This is a genomic window from Anaerobacillus sp. QJM3NY_17 (assembly GCF_056173665.1).
This window is the reverse complement of the sequence record NZ_CM149685.1, coordinates 436330-453005: the sequence shown is the minus strand read 5'-3', so window position 1 is coordinate 453005 and position 16676 is coordinate 436330. Positions and strand designations below refer to the sequence as shown.

The following is a 16676-nucleotide window of genomic DNA, read 5'->3' as shown; positions in this document are numbered from 1 at the left end:
TCTCTCCCTATTCTTCAGATGCCTTATGGGCTGTCTATATGCTATAGTATTCTATACAAAATATGTTCATGTAACAAAATTGAGGTGGAAAAATGCCAGAACTCCAAGAAAATGTCTTAAAGAACCTTTCTTCAAACCTAAACAATTATAACATTCCTTTTTTCTTTATAAATGAAACAGCTCTTTGGCTTCAAGGAGCAGTCGATGCCCCTCATTCTATAGCCGTTTCGATTCAATGGGATGCTTTTGAGTCCGTCGTAGATGATTTCAATCTTAAATACGGAGTAGCAAAACCCGATTACACTTCCGAAACTGCTTACGCTCTTTATGTGATCGATGAGTGTCCGGTACGAATTGAGTGCACATACAACACCGTTATCCGCACGAACCCTTATCTCATTGAAGTCTCACTAGGAGAACAATCGGTTCAATGCCTTTCACTCTATTACTATCAGAAGCTTCCAGAATGGCGGAATATAATTGATGCTCACCTAAAAGAAATACAAGAGAATGTGACAGCCCAGAATGCAAAATCTTGGAATCAACAAACTTACGAAGCATTGCTTAATCGATTTGGAAAACCTGAAGAAGCCGCAACAAAATTAAAAGAAAATCCAAAATCACGTCTTAAATCACTTCTACCGTATCTTCCTTCACTACAAGGAAAGAAAGTAGCCAACTTAATGGGATCACATGGTATGAAAGCGACAGCAATGAGTTTACTTGGTGCAAATGCAACAGTCATCGATTTTTCCTATGAAAATGAGCGATTCGCCAAAGAAATTGCAGAAGAGTGTAACGTGGACCTCTCCTATTATGTCACTGACATTTTAAAAATGAACCATGATCTCGATAGAAGTTTTGATATTATTGTTATGGAACTGGGGATTTTACATTACTTCCTTGATCTTCACCCTCTCTTCAAGGTTGTTTCACGTCTCTTGAAGCCAGAAGGCACCTTTGTAATCCAAGATTTCCATCCTATATCAACAAAGCTTATTTCGTCTAAAGGAAAGAAGCATAAAGTTGATGGTAACTATTTCGATCCGACAATCCACAAAACTAAAGTTGCTTTTGAGAAGCATTTAACGAACGAAACAGCAGAAAGCCTGGTGCTTCAGCGTAAATGGACACTTGGTGAAATTCTTACAAGCATTGCTGATGAGAACCTTATTATTAAACAGGTAACAGAGGAACCGAATATTAAGCTCCACGACAGAGGCATTCCGAAAATTTTCACTGTTAAAGCTGTCAAATAGCCCTAATATAATAAGGTAATGTTCATGAACATTCTAGATTTTTGCTCGTTCTGTGATGACCAATTGAATGAGTCAAAAATCGAGAAGCAACAGTGGAAGCTAACATAGCTCATAATAATAAAAGCACCCTCAAGGGTGCTTTTATTATTATGAGACTAGCGATTCGATCACTTCATCATCTCGCTTATCAGAATAATTCTTACCAACTACTGTAGCTTCCTTATTCATTAACTCATTTAATTCGCTTGCTTCTTCTTTTTCACCAGCCACGTAGATTTTTTCCCACTGCTGAGTTTTTGCTTTTTTATCAAGCTTTGCAGCCATCGATTTGTACCATCTTTCACGATTGGCTTTTACTCGATCTTCATATAGCTCTCGCTGTGCTGTACTTCCATTTCCAGAGATATTCTCATTTCCCGTTGTTCCCTCGTAAATTCTCCAGTTATCCTCGTCCGGATCCCAGGCATATTCTTCACTTTTGGTTAGAAAACCAAGTTCAGTTTCAATAATCCGAACATAATCATGATGGACAAGCACAATACCAGTATTTGGATAGTTGTTTTCAAGTTCTTCTACTACTTCTAGTTGAGGTTCTTCTTCCCAATAAAGGTTCGTTTCGACTGGAACTTGCGTACGCTCTACGAACCAAATCTGATCATCTGAAGAAGCAATAATAATAAGTCCGCGTTTTAAATCATTTTCTATACGATTAAGCTCATCTTGAATTTTCTCTTTTACTTTTTCATATTTTTCAAGATCTTCTTTATTATCACTTTGCTTTAAGTATTCCTCGAAATTTCGAAATCCGTTTTTCAATTGAATTTTCCATTCACCATTTTGTCGGTCCGCATCACGACGATCCGTATTTAAATACAGAGTAAACACTTTATCAGGCTTTTGGACACGAGCATGTTTCAGTTGTTCTAGCTTTTCTTTTAATAGCATTGTACTCCTCCTCATCTTTTCTTTGTTACAAATTCAATTCCCTGTTCATTCCCATTTTTAAACATAAAATCATTCCGCCCAATTGTTCTTTTTCTTATAGTCAAGATGAGAAGCATGTGATAGAATAAAATTATTAAAACATGATAATTATTCTAATCTACATGAAAAACATTCTCAATTCGATTTAGATAACTCCGTATTATCAGCTTTCTAATGCTGTGACCACTTTAAGTGGTCACAGCATTGCACGTTTAGTAAGGGAATGAAGATGACTATTATTCTCAATTAGAAAAAGGAGGAATGATAATGGAACAGGCAAATATTCAATCAAGTACTTACACTTCACATACTTCTTTCTGGTGGAATACTTTGAAACGTCATGGGGAGCTAACTGCTGCCCTAATAAGCGGATTAATCATCGCCTTTGCTTGGATCATGGAGGGCGCATTTTCACCTTCCGTTGAAGCTAGTCTCTATATCACGGCATTTGTTATTGGCGGTTTCGCTAAAGCAAAAGAAGGAATAGAAGACTCGTTTGCTGAGAAGGACGTGAATGTTGAGCTTCTTATGATCATCGCAGCGATCGGTGCTGGTAGTATTGGGTACTGGACTGAGGGAGCCATACTTATATTTATTTTTGCATTAAGTGGTGCCCTTGAAACCTATACATTGAACAAAAGTGAACGAGAGCTTCAATCTCTGATGGAAATTCAACCAGAAACCGCAACCATTATTTCAAACGGTTCTGAAATGGTTGTACCTGCTAGTTCGCTGTCTGTAGATGACGTTATTCTTATTAAACCAGGAGAGAGAGTTCCTGCAGACGGATTAATTATGAAAGGGCAAACTTCTCTGGATCAATCTGCAATTACCGGCGAGTCTATTCCTGTCATTAAACGAATGAATGAGGAAGTATTTGCTGGAACGTTAAATATATCAGGACATTTAACCGTTAAAATGACAAAGAGTAGTGAGGACACCGTCTTCCAAAAAATCATTGCCCTTGTTCAAGAAGCCCAAGATCAAAAAGCACCATCACAGCTGTTTATCGAAAAACTTGAAGGCTGGTATGTCAAAATCGTATTACTAATGGGCTCTTTACTTATGATCCTTCCCCACTTTCTTTTTGGATGGACGTGGGATGAAACGATCTATCGTGCTATGGTTTTTCTAGTTGTTGCTTCTCCTTGCGCCCTAGTTGCTTCCATTATGCCTGCTACGTTATCGGCTATATCAGCAGGTGCACGAAATGGCATCCTATTTAAAGGCGGGGTTCATCTCGAACAACTAGGCTCCATGAAAGCTGTTGCACTTGATAAAACGGGAACATTAACGGAAGGTTCTCCAGTAGTTACAGATGTTCTCACTCGTTCAGATATGGATGAGACGACATTTATGAACATCGTAGCCTCTATCGAACGGCAGTCGACACATCCACTTGCAAAAGCCATTGTTAATCATTCAGGATCACATAACTGGCTTGAACCTGAGGAAATGATGGATCATTCTGGATGGGGTGTTGAAGCGAAAATTAATGGAATCAGTTGGAAGGTAGGGAAGTTAGATTTCTTTACTGATAAGGATGGATTTGATTCTTTTCAAGAAAAGTACGCCCAGTTGCAATCAAGTGGGAACACCATTGTACTTGCTGCGGATCAACATGGTTTTGCTGGTATGATAGCTTTAAAAGATAAAGTACGAAGTGAATCGCCAGCAATGATTAAAGCGTTGAAAAAACGCGGGATTGAGCCTATTATGCTGACAGGAGACAGTGAACAAACAGCAAAGGCGATAGCAGAAGAAGTTGGCATAAAAACCTATTTCGCCAATTGTCTTCCAGAAGATAAAGTAACCCACATGAAAGAATTAAAGAAAAAATATGCAACGGTTGGCATGATTGGGGACGGCATTAATGATGCACCTGCTCTAGCGGTTTCTGATGTTGGGATTGCTATGGGACAGGGAACAGATGTAGCTCTTGAAACGGCAGACGTTGTTCTAATGAAAAATGATCTTGGAAAGCTTACTCGAGCCGTAAATCTTTCTAACCGATTAAATCAAATTGTAAAACAAAACGTGATCTTTTCCATTGCCGTCATACTCATCCTTATTGCATCTAATTTCTTTCAATTCCTCACTCTTCCATTGGGAGTCCTCGGTCATGAAGGAAGTACCATTCTTGTTATATTAAATGGATTACGCCTATTAAAATAACAAAAGCCCAATAGATATAGCAGCATATCGCCGCTAGCTCTATTGGGCTTTTTTCCTGAAATAATTTGAGGTCGCGTTCACTTCGCCTCCTATGATAATCACAAGGCCAGTGAGATAGAACCAAAGCATAAGGGCAATAACCCCTCCAAGACTTCCGTATGTAGCAGAATAGTTGCTAAAGTTATTGATGTAGTAGGAAAAGGCTAATGATACAAGCTGCCAAGCTACCGAAGCAAACACAGACCCTAGCAACACATCTTTATAGTTTAGCCGTTTATTTGGAGCATAGTAGTAGATAAACATAAAAACCACAATCATAATGGATAGGCTTAAAGTCCACCGGATGATCGCAAACATAAAACTTAATGATTCAGGTAATTCAAAGAACGATACAAAAAACCGCCATAACGTTTCCCCAAATACGGGTAAAACGAGTGCCACAACGATTACAAAGATCATCGCTAACGACAATAGAATCGATAATCCTCTCGCTAGTAAAAAATGTCGACTTTCCTGTACGTTATATGCTCGGTTAAGTGACTTAATGATCGCATTGATTGCATTAGATGCTGACCAAATTGTTGCGATAATCCCAAATGATAAAAGACCTTTACGTGCTCCATCTTCGAGAATAAGATTTTCTTGAATGGTCACAAATGATTCAGAAGGTGCGTATTGCGCAATTAAATCAAGAATTTGATCCTGAGAGAAATCAAAATGAGTGAGGAGGGTAATCGCAAAGATCAGAAACGGAAACAGCGATAATAAAAAATAGTAAGCAAGCTGTGCCGATAAGTCGGTTACTTGGTGTTCTTTTATTCTTGAAAATAGCTGTTTCGAAAATTGCCCTAATGATGCATCCACCATATACCCTCCTGCGGCTCAATTAATGTGTCAATTTATCGTTAGTGTTGCCAGTTAATTCTTCACCAGCTTCCACAACTCTCGAGCCTATTTCTTTAAGATCGTCCTGTGTTTCTTTGACAAGATTAAACGCTTCAACCGAACTTTCTTTCAATCCATTGAATTTCTGAGACAGGGTTGAAATGTCATCTTGTACTTCCTTCATTAGCCCGCTTGCATCATCTACGGTTTGCTTCCATTTATCCGTATAGTATGATGGATTATTCTTAACATCACGCAAAATAGTGCCTGCTTTTTTTGATCCGTTTTGAATGGATTCTCTCGTTCCTCGATCGAACAGTGAAATAAGTGCGCCTGCTAATCCACCAATAAGGACTGCCTTAAACAGTTTATTTTGACTACCGCCTGAATATGTCTGACCCATTTGATTTCCTCCTTGTTATATAAAGATGCGATTTAATTCCCTTTATTCACGCTTATGAAACGCCTTCATAACATTCAGAGTGTGTACTTTTGCAGTATTCGATCTACCGCATTTCCATAGCTTTCCCCAAATAAGATCAAATGAACAAGAAGATAATATAACTGATAGATCGGAATTCGCTCCTCAAATTCTTTCTCTAACGGATAATCAGCTTCATATTGCTCGTAGAACGTTTTTGAATAACCACCAAATAAATATGTAAATGCGATATCTACTTCTCGGTCACCAAAATAAACAGCAGGATCAATTAAATAAGGTTGCCCATTCTCACCATACAACCAATTACCACCCCAAAGATCACCATGTAAAAGTGAAAAAGATGGTTTATGCCCTATGATTGAATCAAGCCTCTGGCGGAGTTGCGTTAAGCGGCGGTCACGCTCCCTTGAGATCCTCCCCTTTTCAATTGCTAGCCCCTGCATGGCCCCAAGACGCAAATCTCTGTAGAACGTAACCCAATTGGAAGAAGGGCTGTTTAATTGAGTTAGCTCTCCTATAAAATTGGGCTCATTCAGACCAACCTGATTGGAATGCTGTTGATGCATTTTTGCAACAAGACTACCTAGTCTCCGATCGCCTGTTTCATCAGATGGTTTGGAACGAATCCATTCCATCAGAAAAACCATTTCTGTTTCATCACGCCCCTTAAGTAGAAGGGGATTTGGTACCATCAATCCATTATTCCGTAATCGTTCAAGGCCTTTTTTCTCAGCTAGAAAAAATTGTTCAGAAGCTGTTTTATTTATTTTCGCAAAGTATTCCCGCTCTTTCGTTCGAACGTAAAATGCCTGATTTATCGAGCCTCCTAAAACAGGCTGCATATCGACAATTGAAGTTCGATCACCTGTTTCTACAATCGCTTTTTCAATATCAAGCTTCATATGCCCTCTTCATCTCTAATATGTTCAAGTAATTTTGAACAGCCCTCTTCAACCATTTGGTAAACTTCTTCAAAATTCCCTTCAAAATAAGGATCAGGTACATCTTCAATCTCACTTTCGCTTACGTAGTCCATCAATCGTGAAATTGAGCTCGATGAGTTCATTCCCGCCATTTCATGAAGTTCTCCAAGATTACTTGCGTCCATTGCAATCACATAGTGAAATTGAGAAAGATCGCCTTCCTTCACTTGTCTTGCTTTCATTCCATCCACTGAAATTTGTTGCTTTAAAAGAATTTCCCGAGTTCCCTCATGAGGAGGTTCTCCTACATGCCAATCACCTATACCAGCTGAATCAATTTCAATCTGATCCGATAATCCAGCTTGTGCTACTTTCGACCTTAGGACTGCTTCCGCCATTGGTGAACGACAGATGTTTCCTAGACAAACGAATAAGACTCGGATCATCGTTATCCCTCCATTGTTTTGATATAAACGGTACGGTTACGTGGGCCATCGAACTCACAGAAATAAATGCCTTGCCACGTGCCAAGAATAAGACTACCCTCTTCTACAATGATCGTTTGCGATGCACCTACTGTACTTGTTTTAAGATGAGAAGCAGAGTTTCCCTCAGCATGTTGGTATTTTTCGTGCTCCCATGGATACACTTCATCTAATCGCATAAGCATATCGTGCTTTACATCTGGATCAGCATTCTCATTAATCGTAATACCAGCCGTTGTATGAGCGGAATAGACGAGAACAGTCCCCTGTTTAAGATTCTCATCACGGATAACCTTTTTAACCTCTGAGGTAATATCAATCATTTCATCTCGACGATTTGTTTTAACAGATATTTTTTTTAGCATCTGATCCCTCCTATAGCTACTATCTTACTACTACCCTTAAAAGCCTCTTTTCACTCTAGTCTTGCCACAAACTTTCTATATGACGCAATCCACGTGGAACAATGACTTTCTACGGAGCTTGTGTTCACCACTCTCTAGTAGTCATCTCGTTCATAAAGATAGAGGTATGGTATATCTAGAAACAAGTAATAAGATTCATTTATAGGATAAGAGTAAGTCCGGATGAGCTCATTTGTTTCAATATCACTATATAGGTCAGACAATATCCCAACCTTTTCATGCTTCATCCTCACGATATTTTCGAGAAAATATGGACGCCAGCTCCAATTATCGCCTTCATATTCAGGCTGAAACTCCCACCCTCCTTCTCCATTTCTATAATAGTTAGACGAAACTTGATGACCGTCTTCATCACAAATGTAGCCTCTAAAACAAGCTTCACCAAGTGAATGGGCAGCTTCAGCTACCATCGTATTCCAATCATTTTGCCTGCTCCTTTTTATGTGCTGCTGCAAATGACGATTAAAGTCTTGAGACAGCTCATAAAGCGAGAGAAGACGCTTTCTCTCATGCGTGATAAAATGTTGAAATTCATTTGTTAACAAAGATTTATATTGGTTAACATCAAGATAATCTGCTCTAGGCTTACCAAGATAGTATCCCTGATAATAACGCCCGCCGTTCTCCCATGCATATTTTAGCTGACCTACTCCTTCAATTCCTTCAAACAGTAGAGTTGAACCAATTTTTCTTCCTAACATAGATAAGGCATACAAAACTTCTCGATATTCTGGAGGCATACCTTTATCTTTCAAATTCAATAAACCAACCTTAATAATATTGGGATTAAGAATAGCAATTTTTTCAATATTACTCATCGTATTACCTGCATGGCTAACAGCTACTTGTACACCAAGACTCTTATAATACGTAAGGATATGCTGAAGAGTCTGTAATGCTTCATCTTCAATATCATAATCAGAAACCTCTATGACAATTTGTTCATAAGCGATCCCCTTATTCGCATACTCTTCAAGATCGTTTGTGAAAGTTTCACCATGGTCATAAAGAAGGTGCCTGGCACTCGAATTAAAGAATAGGCTCTGACCGTTTCCGCGCTCTAAAAGAATATCAATCGCTTGACTTCGAATATGTGAATCAATTTCTAATATGTACTCTTCAGGTATAGACTGATCTTGAAAAAAGAATCCGAGACTATCTATTCCTTCTTCTGTTCGAATTCTCCCGAGAACTTCATACCCGATAATTTGCTGCTTATCAGCACTAACAATAGGCTGGAAGTATGGGAAGATCTCTTCTTTTTTTCCCATAACATCAAGTGCATCCATTACATAACCCCTCCCGTTCAATCAAAATAAATACTTTTATTATAGCATGAATACTAAATATCCTTTATATCTCTATCTTATTTGTCTGATTTTTTCAGTTTATTATCTGAACATTTTTATAAGCTAGTCGAATAAATGGGTTTTCATTGGTTTTTCTACGAGAGCGATTTATACTAGTAGTACCATTCAATTTAAAAGGTGATGATCAAATGAGAAATATGACGTCATGGAGCTGTAAGCTATGAAAGTAAACAAAGAACAGCTTAAGCGTATGAAAAGAAATGAATTCGTTAGAACAGCAATAGAATATGTAGATACAGGAGTCGTCATTACCGATCCTGAGCTTCCCGATAATCCAATTGTTTATACAAATGAAGGTTTCGAGAAATTAAGCGGATATTCAACCGATGAAATTATCGGGAATAATTGTCGTTTTTTACAAGGAGCGGATAGCGATAAAGAAACGGTTGCTCAATTACGTTCCGCTATTCAAAATAAAGAGAAAATCAAAGTTGAAATCAAAAATTATAAAAAAAATGGAGAGTTCTTTTGGAATGAACTCCAAATTTACCCAGTCTACTTCGAAAGTGAACATCAAACATTTTTTGTAGGGGTACAGCAGGATGTTACTAAACGCAAAATGGCCGAAGAACGATCTGAACATTATTTCGAACAGGTGAAACGTTTATCCACTCCTATCGTTCCAATTGACCGTAAAGTCTCGATCGTTCCAATAGTTGGGCACATTGATGACGAACGAATCGATCTCATTCTAAAGAACGTAAGTGCCCATATTCAGAAGAGCGGAGATGAATACTTAATTATCGACCTTTCTGGTGTCAGCCATTTCACTTCTGAACTTCATAAAGGAGTCTATCAACTCCATCAGCTCATTAAGCTAATGGGAGCTGAACTAATGCTAACCGGAGCTAGACCTGACTTTGTCTTAGAAGGTGTACAAGCTGACTTCTCCCTGTCTTCCGTCAAAAGCTTTCCATCTGTTCAGCACGCTCTCATTACAATCAATTAAAGGATTGAACTGAGCTAGCCATTTAGTGGTTTTTCTTCATCAAAATACTATGAACAGATTCTTTAACAATCTCAATAAATGGAGCCAAAAGCTTTCGAATAAACGCTTTTGGCTTTTTTATAATAGCTTACTTGATTAGAATAGAGGTTTTTTAGGAATGGAAACTTTTTTCTCCTGGTCGACAGACAACCGCTTTGCTCTTTTTTCTTTTCCTCATCTATCAGCGTTGTTTACTTTAGGGATTATGATGTTGCTTATCTTTTGCTTCAAATCAGTCTTAAAAGAAAATCGTGCAAATCTTGCGATGCGAATAATGATTGCCACTGCTTTATTACTGTCAGAGGGGAGCTTTCATCTCTGGTTTATTTACTATAGCGAATGGAGCATTACTACGACTTTACCTCTTCAATTAAGTAGCATTTCACTTCTTTTATCTGTTGCTCTTCTAATAACAAAACAGAGGGGATTGTTTGAAATAACTTATTTCGTAGGGACGTCTAGCGCCCTACTCGCCATGATCACCCCTGATCTTGGCTTCTATTCTTATCCACACTTTCGATTTTTTCATTTTTTTGTAGCTCACGGCGGGATTGTTCTAACATCATGGTTATTTATTGCCGTTGATAAATATATCCCCTCCTATCGCTCAATATGGACGGCCTTTACTACTCTGAATTTATATGTAGCTGTGTTATTTGCAATCAATCTTAGCATCGGTTCAAACTATATGTTCTTAATGAATAAGCCGCATAGTCATACCATTTTGGACTACTTAGGACCATGGCCATTATACTTACTTTCACTCGAAGGCATTACCATTATCGCCTTCCATCTTCTTTATCTTCCGTTCTATATACTGAAGAGCAACTCGTTTAATAGAACAACAAATAGGAAAAGTACTATATAGGACTACTTTGAAAGGATGAAGCCAGATGAAACGGTATCATTATATTATTAAAGGAAGAGTTCAAGGTGTAGGATTCCGAGCATATACACAGCAAAAAGCAGCCCAATATGGCCTTACTGGCTATGTCATGAATCGAATGGATAGCTCTGTTGAAGTGGAAGCACAAGGAGAAGAAGCCACTATGACCCAATTTCACTCTGCACTAGAATCAGGTAGCCCCTATTCCGTCGTTGATAACGTGATTATGGAAGAAAAAGAAGTCAATGAGAATGAAAGGTCTTTTACTATTCGTTATTAATAGGCAATTGGTATGCTTTGAATTATAATATGATTAATATGTTAGTTAAATTTGCGGAGGTAATGAGTTGGCAGAAACGACTTTTTTTTCACATAGTGAGACAACAAGGGCGCTTAATAGTTTAGGCGATAATATATTTGTATGCGATTTAGATTTACGTATTGTGTGGTTTAATGAACGTGCAGAAATGCTACTTAAGTCACTTATACCCTATTTACCTATTAATCACCCTTCAGAACTAATCGGGAAAAGCATTGATGAGTTCCATCAAAATCCTTCACACCAAAGAAACATTTTGCTCTATCAGTTGCCATATGAAAGTACCATTACCTTATTTGACCGATTTGCAGCTAGTATCGTTATTTCTGAATACCTTAACGAATCAGGTGAAAAAACTGGTTATCTACTTGTCTGGCGCGATGTAACAGAAAAGCAAAAGGAGCTTCAGGAAAACAAAAAACTTGTTAGTGAACTATCTTCAGCGATTATTCCAACCATTATTGATAATGCTATCCTTATTCCTCTCATCGGCACCATGAATGAGGAAAGGTCAGAAAAGCTTATTGACAACACATTAAATTATTGTGCAGCTAACAATACGGATTATGTTCTGCTTGACTTCTCTGGGCTATCTGAATTGAATGCGAGCTCGGCACAAGCCTTATGCGAGACGATGACAAAGTCGCTCTCTTTGATGGGCATTCTTGTCGTTTATGTGGGAATCACGAAGCGGGTTGTGCAATGGTTAATGAATCTTGATCTTGATCCAAAGATTCCTACATTTTCAACGTTTCGTCAGGGTATTAACCATGTTGTTAATCTTGAAGGATATTCACTCATATTGAAAGAACGTGACGAGAATCACTAATATCACTTATCCTGGTGAAAGAAAAAGGACTTCCCAAACATGATAAGTTGGGGAGTCCTTTTTTCTAGTGTGATTCCGTATCGCTTTTAAAGATCTTTACGTTATCCACTCCAAGACCTACATTCCTTTACTAGAAAACTGTTGGAAAACGGTATTTGTATTAACTTTGTATAAGGATCTTCCTGCTACGAAGTTCAACACGCGCTTGTTTCGCTCAACAGAAAGGGCAAGGTTTGTTGCTCCTGTTCCGTGAGAATGATCGAGATTTGTTAACGTAAAGATGTGGTTCTCTCTTCCATCTTTAAAGACCAGCTGCTGATCCATCTCTACTTTAAATCGATTCTCATCTTCCCATTCAATTTCGTCTTCTATCCGTCTAAACCATTCAGGGAAGTGAGGTTTATATCCAGTCGCAAGAACAACTTTATCCGTAGTCGTTTGGAATTCATGATTTTCTTGCCACTGTCTACACGCAAGTTCATAGTGCTTACCTCTCTTTTCAATACCATTTACCTCAGATAAAGGTTGTATCATCACATCTAGCGAACCCTCAGAGGATCGATGGTAAAGAAGGTGATAAATATTCTTTAATGTAGATGAATCTATGCCTTTTCTTAAAGTTCCAAGTGTTGAAAGAGCATCTTTCCGGTCGTCAAACGAAAGGCCGTGAAAATAGCTAACATAATCAGGCGAGAATACTTCCTGCCCTAGCTTAGCTGATTCTAATTGAAAAAAACCTGCTGATCGAGTCAACCAGTTCAAATGATAGCCGTACTTCTCCTGGTCATGAAGCAAATCATAAAACACTTCTGCAGCACTTTGCCCTGACCCGATCACTGTTACTGAACGTGATTTTTTCAACTCTTTCTCGTGATATAGATAATGATTTGTATGAAGAACATCTTCAGGTGGATATGAGTCGAAGCCATCAGGTATATTTGGCACACTTCCTGTTCCTAGGACGACATGCTTTGCTTGCAAGGTCTCTGTTCGACCCGTCTTTACCTCTTCAATCGTAACGTCATAACATGCTTTTTCTTTATCATAAAGAACATCAATTACTTTTTGACCAAAGAAACAATTATTTAATTGTGACGCAACCCATTTAGTATAAGCGTTGTATTCTTTTCTCGGTATATCAAATTTATTAAAAAAATAAAACTGATAAAGTCGATCATGCTCATGTAAGTAATTAATAAAAGTATAAGGGCTTTTTGGATTTGCAATGGTAACCAAATCTGCAAGAAATGGAACCTGAAGATCCGCTCCATCAATCAACATCCCTGGATGCCAATTGTATTCTTCTTTCTGATCAAAATAAATCGCTTCTACTTCTGTCTCATCTGCAAGTGCAGCCATCCCTAAATTAAACGGCCCAATCCCAATTCCTATAAGATCATATAACTTAGCTGTATTCAATGTCTTCACGTCCTTTAATCTCCATTCCAGATTCACTTGGTTTGCAGTATCGATTCAATCGAATGTTCGCATATCTTGTTTTACCCTAATCTCTGTAGTTTTAAATCCTAATTGATTATATTAACTTTTTCTCACTCTCTACATCTCCCCTGCTATAATGGTAATTAATAACAGGAGGGGTTATACGTGATAACAGATCAAGCATTTGAATTTCACCTTAAAGACATCGAAACACCGGTCTCAGGTTGGGATTTTTCTTATATTACAAATACAGAAAGAATGAACGGCGAACCGCTTCCGTGGTCGTACACTTCTTATGTTCTACACTATTTCCGCTCTAGCCACAGTGTACTTGATATGGGTACTGGCGGCGGAGAATTTCTTGAAGCATTAAAGCCATTTCCAAAGAAGTTAGCAGCAACTGAAGCCTATCCCCCTAACCTTCCAATTGCCAAATCAAGACTTGAGCCTGAAGGAGTCATTGTAAAAGGATTCGAGGATGACGATACTCTTCCTTTTTTAGATGCTGAATTTCAATTCGTGATGAACAAGCATGATTCCTACTCTCCAAAGGAAGTCCATCGTATACTATCCGCTAATGGAGCTTTTATTACTCAGCAGGTTGGCGGGGAAGATATGAAAGAACTAAATCGAGTGTTGGATGCTCCAATGAAGTCTGAATACGATCATTGGAACTTGAATTATGCCGTTCAAGAACTGGAATCTTCCGGCTTTTCCATTGTAGATGCTAAAGAATCTTTTCCTTCTACACGTTTTTATGACATTGGTGCAGTCATTTATTATTTAAAAGCGATTCCATGGCAAATTCCTAACTTCTCGATCGACCGCTACCGAAACGCCCTTTATCGCTTACATAAAAATATAGAAAATAACGGATTTATTGATATACCTTCACACCGCTTTATTCTACATGCAGCTAAAAAATAGCCTATATTTTAAAAAAGCCCGCAATAAAATGCGAGCTTTTTTCTCTTAATCAGCACTTACCGCTTTGGAGGCACTTACCGCTGAGAAACTAATCGTAATAGCACATAACAGACCTATGACCAGAAATCCTCTAATAAGCGGCCAAGCTTCCCAACCATCAATAAACACGGAGCGCATCGCTTCAAATAAATATGTCGTCGGATTAATCGTTGCCGCCACTTTTAACCAACCTGCTTCAATCAATTCATAGGGAACAAAAGTTGTGCTAAGAAAAATAAGTGGAAAGAATACAAAAGTCCCTGCTTGTGCAGATTGAGCATTCTTTGTTCGTAACGCTACACCAACTGAATACCCTGCAAAAGCAAGGCCCCACCCAAGCGTTAATAAAAGAACGACGATTACTCCACCAAATCCTGCTGCAACTTCTAGACCAAGAAAATAAGCAACTACTAGAATTAACACCGTTTGAATGAGCAGCTGCAGCATTCCCGCAATAATCGGACCAAGTACGATAGCAAGTCTTGAGGAAGGGGTAAGAAGAAGACGTGAAAAGTATCCATTTTCTAAATCCTTAACCAGCGCTTGCCCAGCTCCACCTGCTCCCCCGATCGCAGCTGAAACGATAGAGACAGGTAAAATAAAGGCAAGGTAGTTTGCTCCTTCAAATGCAGGAAGCTCTGAAATCCCACTTAATCCTCCTTCATAAACAAACAAAAAGAAAAGACTAATGATTAAATTAGGAATGAAAATCAATGGATTCCGAATGATTGTTATGATACTTCTCTTTGTGAAAACCAGTGTATCTACAAGAAAAGAGCCTTTCTTTTGCTCCCCCATAGCTTCACGCCCTTTCCTTTTGCTCGTTCGTCACATTAATAAATACATCATCTAAAGATGGTGGCTTTACATTCAATGTTTTTGGGGAAAGGTTGTGTTCATCAAGCTTACGAACAAGCTCTGATAGAAGTTGTGTTCCATTCTTAGTGTAAAGTGTAATCTCTTCTTTTGATTGCTCAATATTCTCTGCAAGATCGGCTAGCGTTTTACTTGCTCGCTCCGCTTCATCAACCTCATCGAACACAAGTTGAATCGCATCAAATCCGAGCGTCCTTTTTAACTCTTCGGCACTTCCGGATGCGACGATTTTTCCCTGATTGATGATACTGATTCGATCAGCAAGTTGGTCAGCTTCTTCAAGATATTGGGTTGTTAGGAATATCGTCGTTCCTTCTTCTTTATTCAACCGCTTAATTTCCTTCCAAATGGCTTTTCGATTCGATGGATCAAGTCCAGTTGTTGGTTCATCAAGAAAAAGGATTTTAGGCTTATGAACTAAGGTGAGCGCGAGGTCCAACCTCCGTCTCATTCCCCCAGAATACTTTCCACATGGACGATCTGCTGCATCATTTAAGTCAACAAGGGTAAGTAACTCTACAGCTCTTGTTTTGGCTTCTTTCTTACTAAAACCAAATAGTCTTGCCTGCATTTCAATTAACTCTCTCCCCGTCAACACTGGATCGATACCCGTTTCTTGTAGAGCCACGCCAATATTCCATCGCACCCGTTCAGGTTCTTCCCCAACATCAACACCACCAATGCGAATGCTTCCTGTCGTTGGTTTCACAAGCGTAGTAAGAATCTGAACTGTCGTAGATTTACCTGCACCATTTGGGCCGAGAAAGGCAAAAAATTCGCCTTCAGCTACCTCAAAACTTACGCCCTGGACGCCCTGGACAGCTTTCACATCACCTTTATACGTTTTAACTAGCTCATGTACTGATATAGACCCATCCATTCTCTATCCCCCTCTATTGTTGGAAGGCTTTTCTGCAAGGAAACACGCCCGCGCTGTTATACTTACATTCGCCTTAGTATAAATTTCTCCTTTAATAGAGTGTGGTCGTTCAAATAAGAACCCCCTTAAATTGAATTCAAAGGGGGCAATTACCATTCGGTTAGTTTCTTTTGCACTTTAGGCTGATATTCTTTAGTTAAACGGAAGCGTCTTTCCTGATAAAGCTTATTGTAACGAAGCTGCTTTTCTGAAATTCGCTGCTTTAAACGCTCTTTCTCCCTATCATCCTCACAATACTCAAGAAGTTTTTCTAGAGACAGTAACTCATTTTTTAAATCCATTTCTTCAGGGAGATAGCCACTATTCTTTAGAACTTTATAGGCTATTCTAAGATCTTCTGGAATCATCGATAAATCCTCAAGATTCTGTCGTTTTCCTTTACCAGGTAGATCGTCAAAATCACCATTTTTCAATGCTGTTTTAATCTTATCCTCTGCCACAAGCCAGGCAAAATCCATGCACATCCCTCCTTACTTTGATTATC

18 protein-coding genes are annotated in these 16676 nt (G+C 38.7%); 7 read left to right on the top strand and 11 right to left on the bottom strand.

Annotation, left to right across the window (positions count from 1 at the left end; genetic code table 11):
• Window positions 1-92 precede the first annotated feature (92 nt).
• Window positions 93-1259, top strand: a complete 1167-nt coding sequence (locus AC0VYV_RS02425) for a class I SAM-dependent methyltransferase (RefSeq protein WP_475366452.1) — start codon at window positions 93-95, stop codon at window positions 1257-1259.
• A gap of 147 nt (window positions 1260-1406) precedes the next feature.
• On the opposite strand, the gene AC0VYV_RS02420 is transcribed toward AC0VYV_RS02425, so the two are convergent.
• Window positions 1407-2204, bottom strand: coding sequence for a VLRF1 family aeRF1-type release factor (locus AC0VYV_RS02420; protein WP_194220116.1), 798 nt, complete (start codon window positions 2202-2204; stop codon window positions 1407-1409).
• Window positions 2205-2504: 300 nt separating this feature from the next.
• Between AC0VYV_RS02420 and AC0VYV_RS02415 the strand changes: the two genes are divergently transcribed.
• Window positions 2505-4418, top strand: a complete 1914-nt coding sequence (locus AC0VYV_RS02415; RefSeq protein ID WP_475373233.1) for a heavy metal translocating P-type ATPase — start codon at window positions 2505-2507, stop codon at window positions 4416-4418.
• 39 nt (window positions 4419-4457) lie between these two features.
• Here the strand turns inward: AC0VYV_RS02415 and AC0VYV_RS02410 are convergent, their stop codons facing one another.
• The 6 genes from AC0VYV_RS02410 to AC0VYV_RS02385 all read right to left on the bottom strand — a co-directional run bounded on the left by AC0VYV_RS02410 (window position 4458) and on the right by AC0VYV_RS02385 (window position 8867).
• The gene (locus AC0VYV_RS02410) at window positions 4458-5282 is read right to left on the bottom strand and encodes a YihY/virulence factor BrkB family protein (RefSeq protein WP_430241544.1); all 825 of its coding nucleotides are present in this window, start codon (window positions 5280-5282) and stop codon (window positions 4458-4460) included.
• Between the two features lie 22 nt (window positions 5283-5304).
• Complete coding sequence (locus AC0VYV_RS02405; RefSeq protein ID WP_475366450.1) at window positions 5305-5706, bottom strand: hypothetical protein; 402 nt, start codon at window positions 5704-5706, stop codon at window positions 5305-5307.
• A gap of 74 nt (window positions 5707-5780) precedes the next feature.
• On the bottom strand, window positions 5781-6647 hold the full coding sequence (locus tag AC0VYV_RS02400) for a fructosamine kinase family protein (protein ID WP_475373232.1): 867 nt from the start codon (window positions 6645-6647) through the stop codon (window positions 5781-5783).
• Entirely contained in the window at window positions 6644-7114 is a 471-nt protein-coding gene (locus AC0VYV_RS02395; RefSeq protein WP_475373231.1) for a low molecular weight protein-tyrosine-phosphatase, read from the bottom strand. Before AC0VYV_RS02395 ends, AC0VYV_RS02400 begins: the two co-directional genes overlap by 4 nt.
• 2 nt (window positions 7115-7116) lie before the next feature.
• Window positions 7117-7518, bottom strand: a complete 402-nt coding sequence (locus AC0VYV_RS02390) for a secondary thiamine-phosphate synthase enzyme YjbQ (protein ID WP_194220122.1) — start codon at window positions 7516-7518, stop codon at window positions 7117-7119.
• Between the two features lie 134 nt (window positions 7519-7652).
• Window positions 7653-8867: an EAL domain-containing protein gene (locus AC0VYV_RS02385; protein WP_430241552.1), complete on the bottom strand. Its 1215-nt coding sequence runs from the start codon at window positions 8865-8867 to the stop codon at window positions 7653-7655.
• Window positions 8868-9108: 241 nt separating this feature from the next.
• Between AC0VYV_RS02385 and ytvA the strand changes: the two genes are divergently transcribed.
• The 4 genes from ytvA (at window position 9109) to AC0VYV_RS02365 (ending at window position 11970) form a co-directional block, all read left to right on the top strand.
• Window positions 9109-9897: a YtvA family blue-light photoreceptor gene (ytvA, locus tag AC0VYV_RS02380; RefSeq protein WP_430241554.1), complete on the top strand. Its 789-nt coding sequence runs from the start codon at window positions 9109-9111 to the stop codon at window positions 9895-9897.
• A gap of 157 nt (window positions 9898-10054) precedes the next feature.
• Window positions 10055-10804 (top strand): YwaF family protein, encoded by a 750-nt coding sequence (locus AC0VYV_RS02375; protein WP_475366447.1) that lies wholly within the window; start codon window positions 10055-10057, stop codon window positions 10802-10804.
• 25 nt (window positions 10805-10829) lie between these two features.
• Window positions 10830-11102 (top strand): acylphosphatase, encoded by a 273-nt coding sequence (locus AC0VYV_RS02370; RefSeq protein WP_475373230.1) that lies wholly within the window; start codon window positions 10830-10832, stop codon window positions 11100-11102.
• Window positions 11103-11169: 67 nt separating this feature from the next.
• Window positions 11170-11970 (top strand): STAS domain-containing protein, encoded by an 801-nt coding sequence (locus AC0VYV_RS02365; RefSeq protein ID WP_475373229.1) that lies wholly within the window; start codon window positions 11170-11172, stop codon window positions 11968-11970.
• A 117-nt stretch (window positions 11971-12087) separates the two neighbouring features.
• Here AC0VYV_RS02365 and AC0VYV_RS02360 read toward each other — a convergent pair whose 3' ends face one another.
• Window positions 12088-13398, bottom strand: coding sequence for a lysine N(6)-hydroxylase/L-ornithine N(5)-oxygenase family protein (locus tag AC0VYV_RS02360; RefSeq protein WP_475374414.1), 1311 nt, complete (start codon window positions 13396-13398; stop codon window positions 12088-12090).
• A 177-nt stretch (window positions 13399-13575) separates the two neighbouring features.
• Between AC0VYV_RS02360 and AC0VYV_RS02355 the strand changes: the two genes are divergently transcribed.
• Entirely contained in the window at window positions 13576-14337 is a 762-nt protein-coding gene (locus tag AC0VYV_RS02355) for a class I SAM-dependent methyltransferase (protein WP_475374413.1), read from the top strand.
• 45 nt (window positions 14338-14382) lie between these two features.
• Here AC0VYV_RS02355 and AC0VYV_RS02350 read toward each other — a convergent pair whose 3' ends face one another.
• The 3 genes from AC0VYV_RS02350 to AC0VYV_RS02340 all read right to left on the bottom strand — a co-directional run bounded on the left by AC0VYV_RS02350 (window position 14383) and on the right by AC0VYV_RS02340 (window position 16650).
• Window positions 14383-15174, bottom strand: a complete 792-nt coding sequence (locus AC0VYV_RS02350; RefSeq protein ID WP_194220129.1) for an ABC transporter permease — start codon at window positions 15172-15174, stop codon at window positions 14383-14385.
• Window positions 15175-15178: 4 nt separating this feature from the next.
• Window positions 15179-16132 (bottom strand): ATP-binding cassette domain-containing protein, encoded by a 954-nt coding sequence (locus AC0VYV_RS02345; RefSeq protein WP_475374412.1) that lies wholly within the window; start codon window positions 16130-16132, stop codon window positions 15179-15181.
• A gap of 149 nt (window positions 16133-16281) precedes the next feature.
• Window positions 16282-16650 carry a DnaJ family domain-containing protein gene (locus AC0VYV_RS02340; protein WP_475368351.1) on the bottom strand — a complete coding sequence of 123 codons (369 nt, stop codon included), beginning with the start codon at window positions 16648-16650 and terminating at the stop codon, window positions 16282-16284.
• Window positions 16651-16676 lie beyond the last annotated feature (26 nt).

Coding starts and splice junctions, on each gene's coding strand:
- AC0VYV_RS02390 (WP_194220122.1), bottom strand. CDS start 7,518: ATGCTAAAAAAAATATCTGTTAAAACAAATCGTCGAGATGAAATGATT.
- AC0VYV_RS02340 (WP_475368351.1), bottom strand. CDS start 16,650: ATGGATTTTGCCTGGCTTGTGGCAGAGGATAAGATTAAAACAGCATTG.
- AC0VYV_RS02415 (WP_475373233.1), top strand. CDS start 2,505: ATGATAATGGAACAGGCAAATATTCAATCAAGTACTTACACTTCACAT.
- AC0VYV_RS02425 (WP_475366452.1), top strand. CDS start 93: ATGCCAGAACTCCAAGAAAATGTCTTAAAGAACCTTTCTTCAAACCTA.
- ytvA (WP_430241554.1), top strand. CDS start 9,109: ATGAAAGTAAACAAAGAACAGCTTAAGCGTATGAAAAGAAATGAATTC.
- AC0VYV_RS02400 (WP_475373232.1), bottom strand. CDS start 6,647: ATGAAGCTTGATATTGAAAAAGCGATTGTAGAAACAGGTGATCGAACT.
- AC0VYV_RS02420 (WP_194220116.1), bottom strand. CDS start 2,204: ATGCTATTAAAAGAAAAGCTAGAACAACTGAAACATGCTCGTGTCCAA.
- AC0VYV_RS02345 (WP_475374412.1), bottom strand. CDS start 16,132: ATGGATGGGTCTATATCAGTACATGAGCTAGTTAAAACGTATAAAGGT.
- AC0VYV_RS02405 (WP_475366450.1), bottom strand. CDS start 5,706: ATGGGTCAGACATATTCAGGCGGTAGTCAAAATAAACTGTTTAAGGCA.
- AC0VYV_RS02350 (WP_194220129.1), bottom strand. CDS start 15,174: ATGGGGGAGCAAAAGAAAGGCTCTTTTCTTGTAGATACACTGGTTTTC.
- AC0VYV_RS02385 (WP_430241552.1), bottom strand. CDS start 8,867: ATGGATGCACTTGATGTTATGGGAAAAAAAGAAGAGATCTTCCCATAC.
- AC0VYV_RS02375 (WP_475366447.1), top strand. CDS start 10,055: ATGGAAACTTTTTTCTCCTGGTCGACAGACAACCGCTTTGCTCTTTTT.
- AC0VYV_RS02370 (WP_475373230.1), top strand. CDS start 10,830: ATGAAACGGTATCATTATATTATTAAAGGAAGAGTTCAAGGTGTAGGA.
- AC0VYV_RS02395 (WP_475373231.1), bottom strand. CDS start 7,114: ATGATCCGAGTCTTATTCGTTTGTCTAGGAAACATCTGTCGTTCACCA.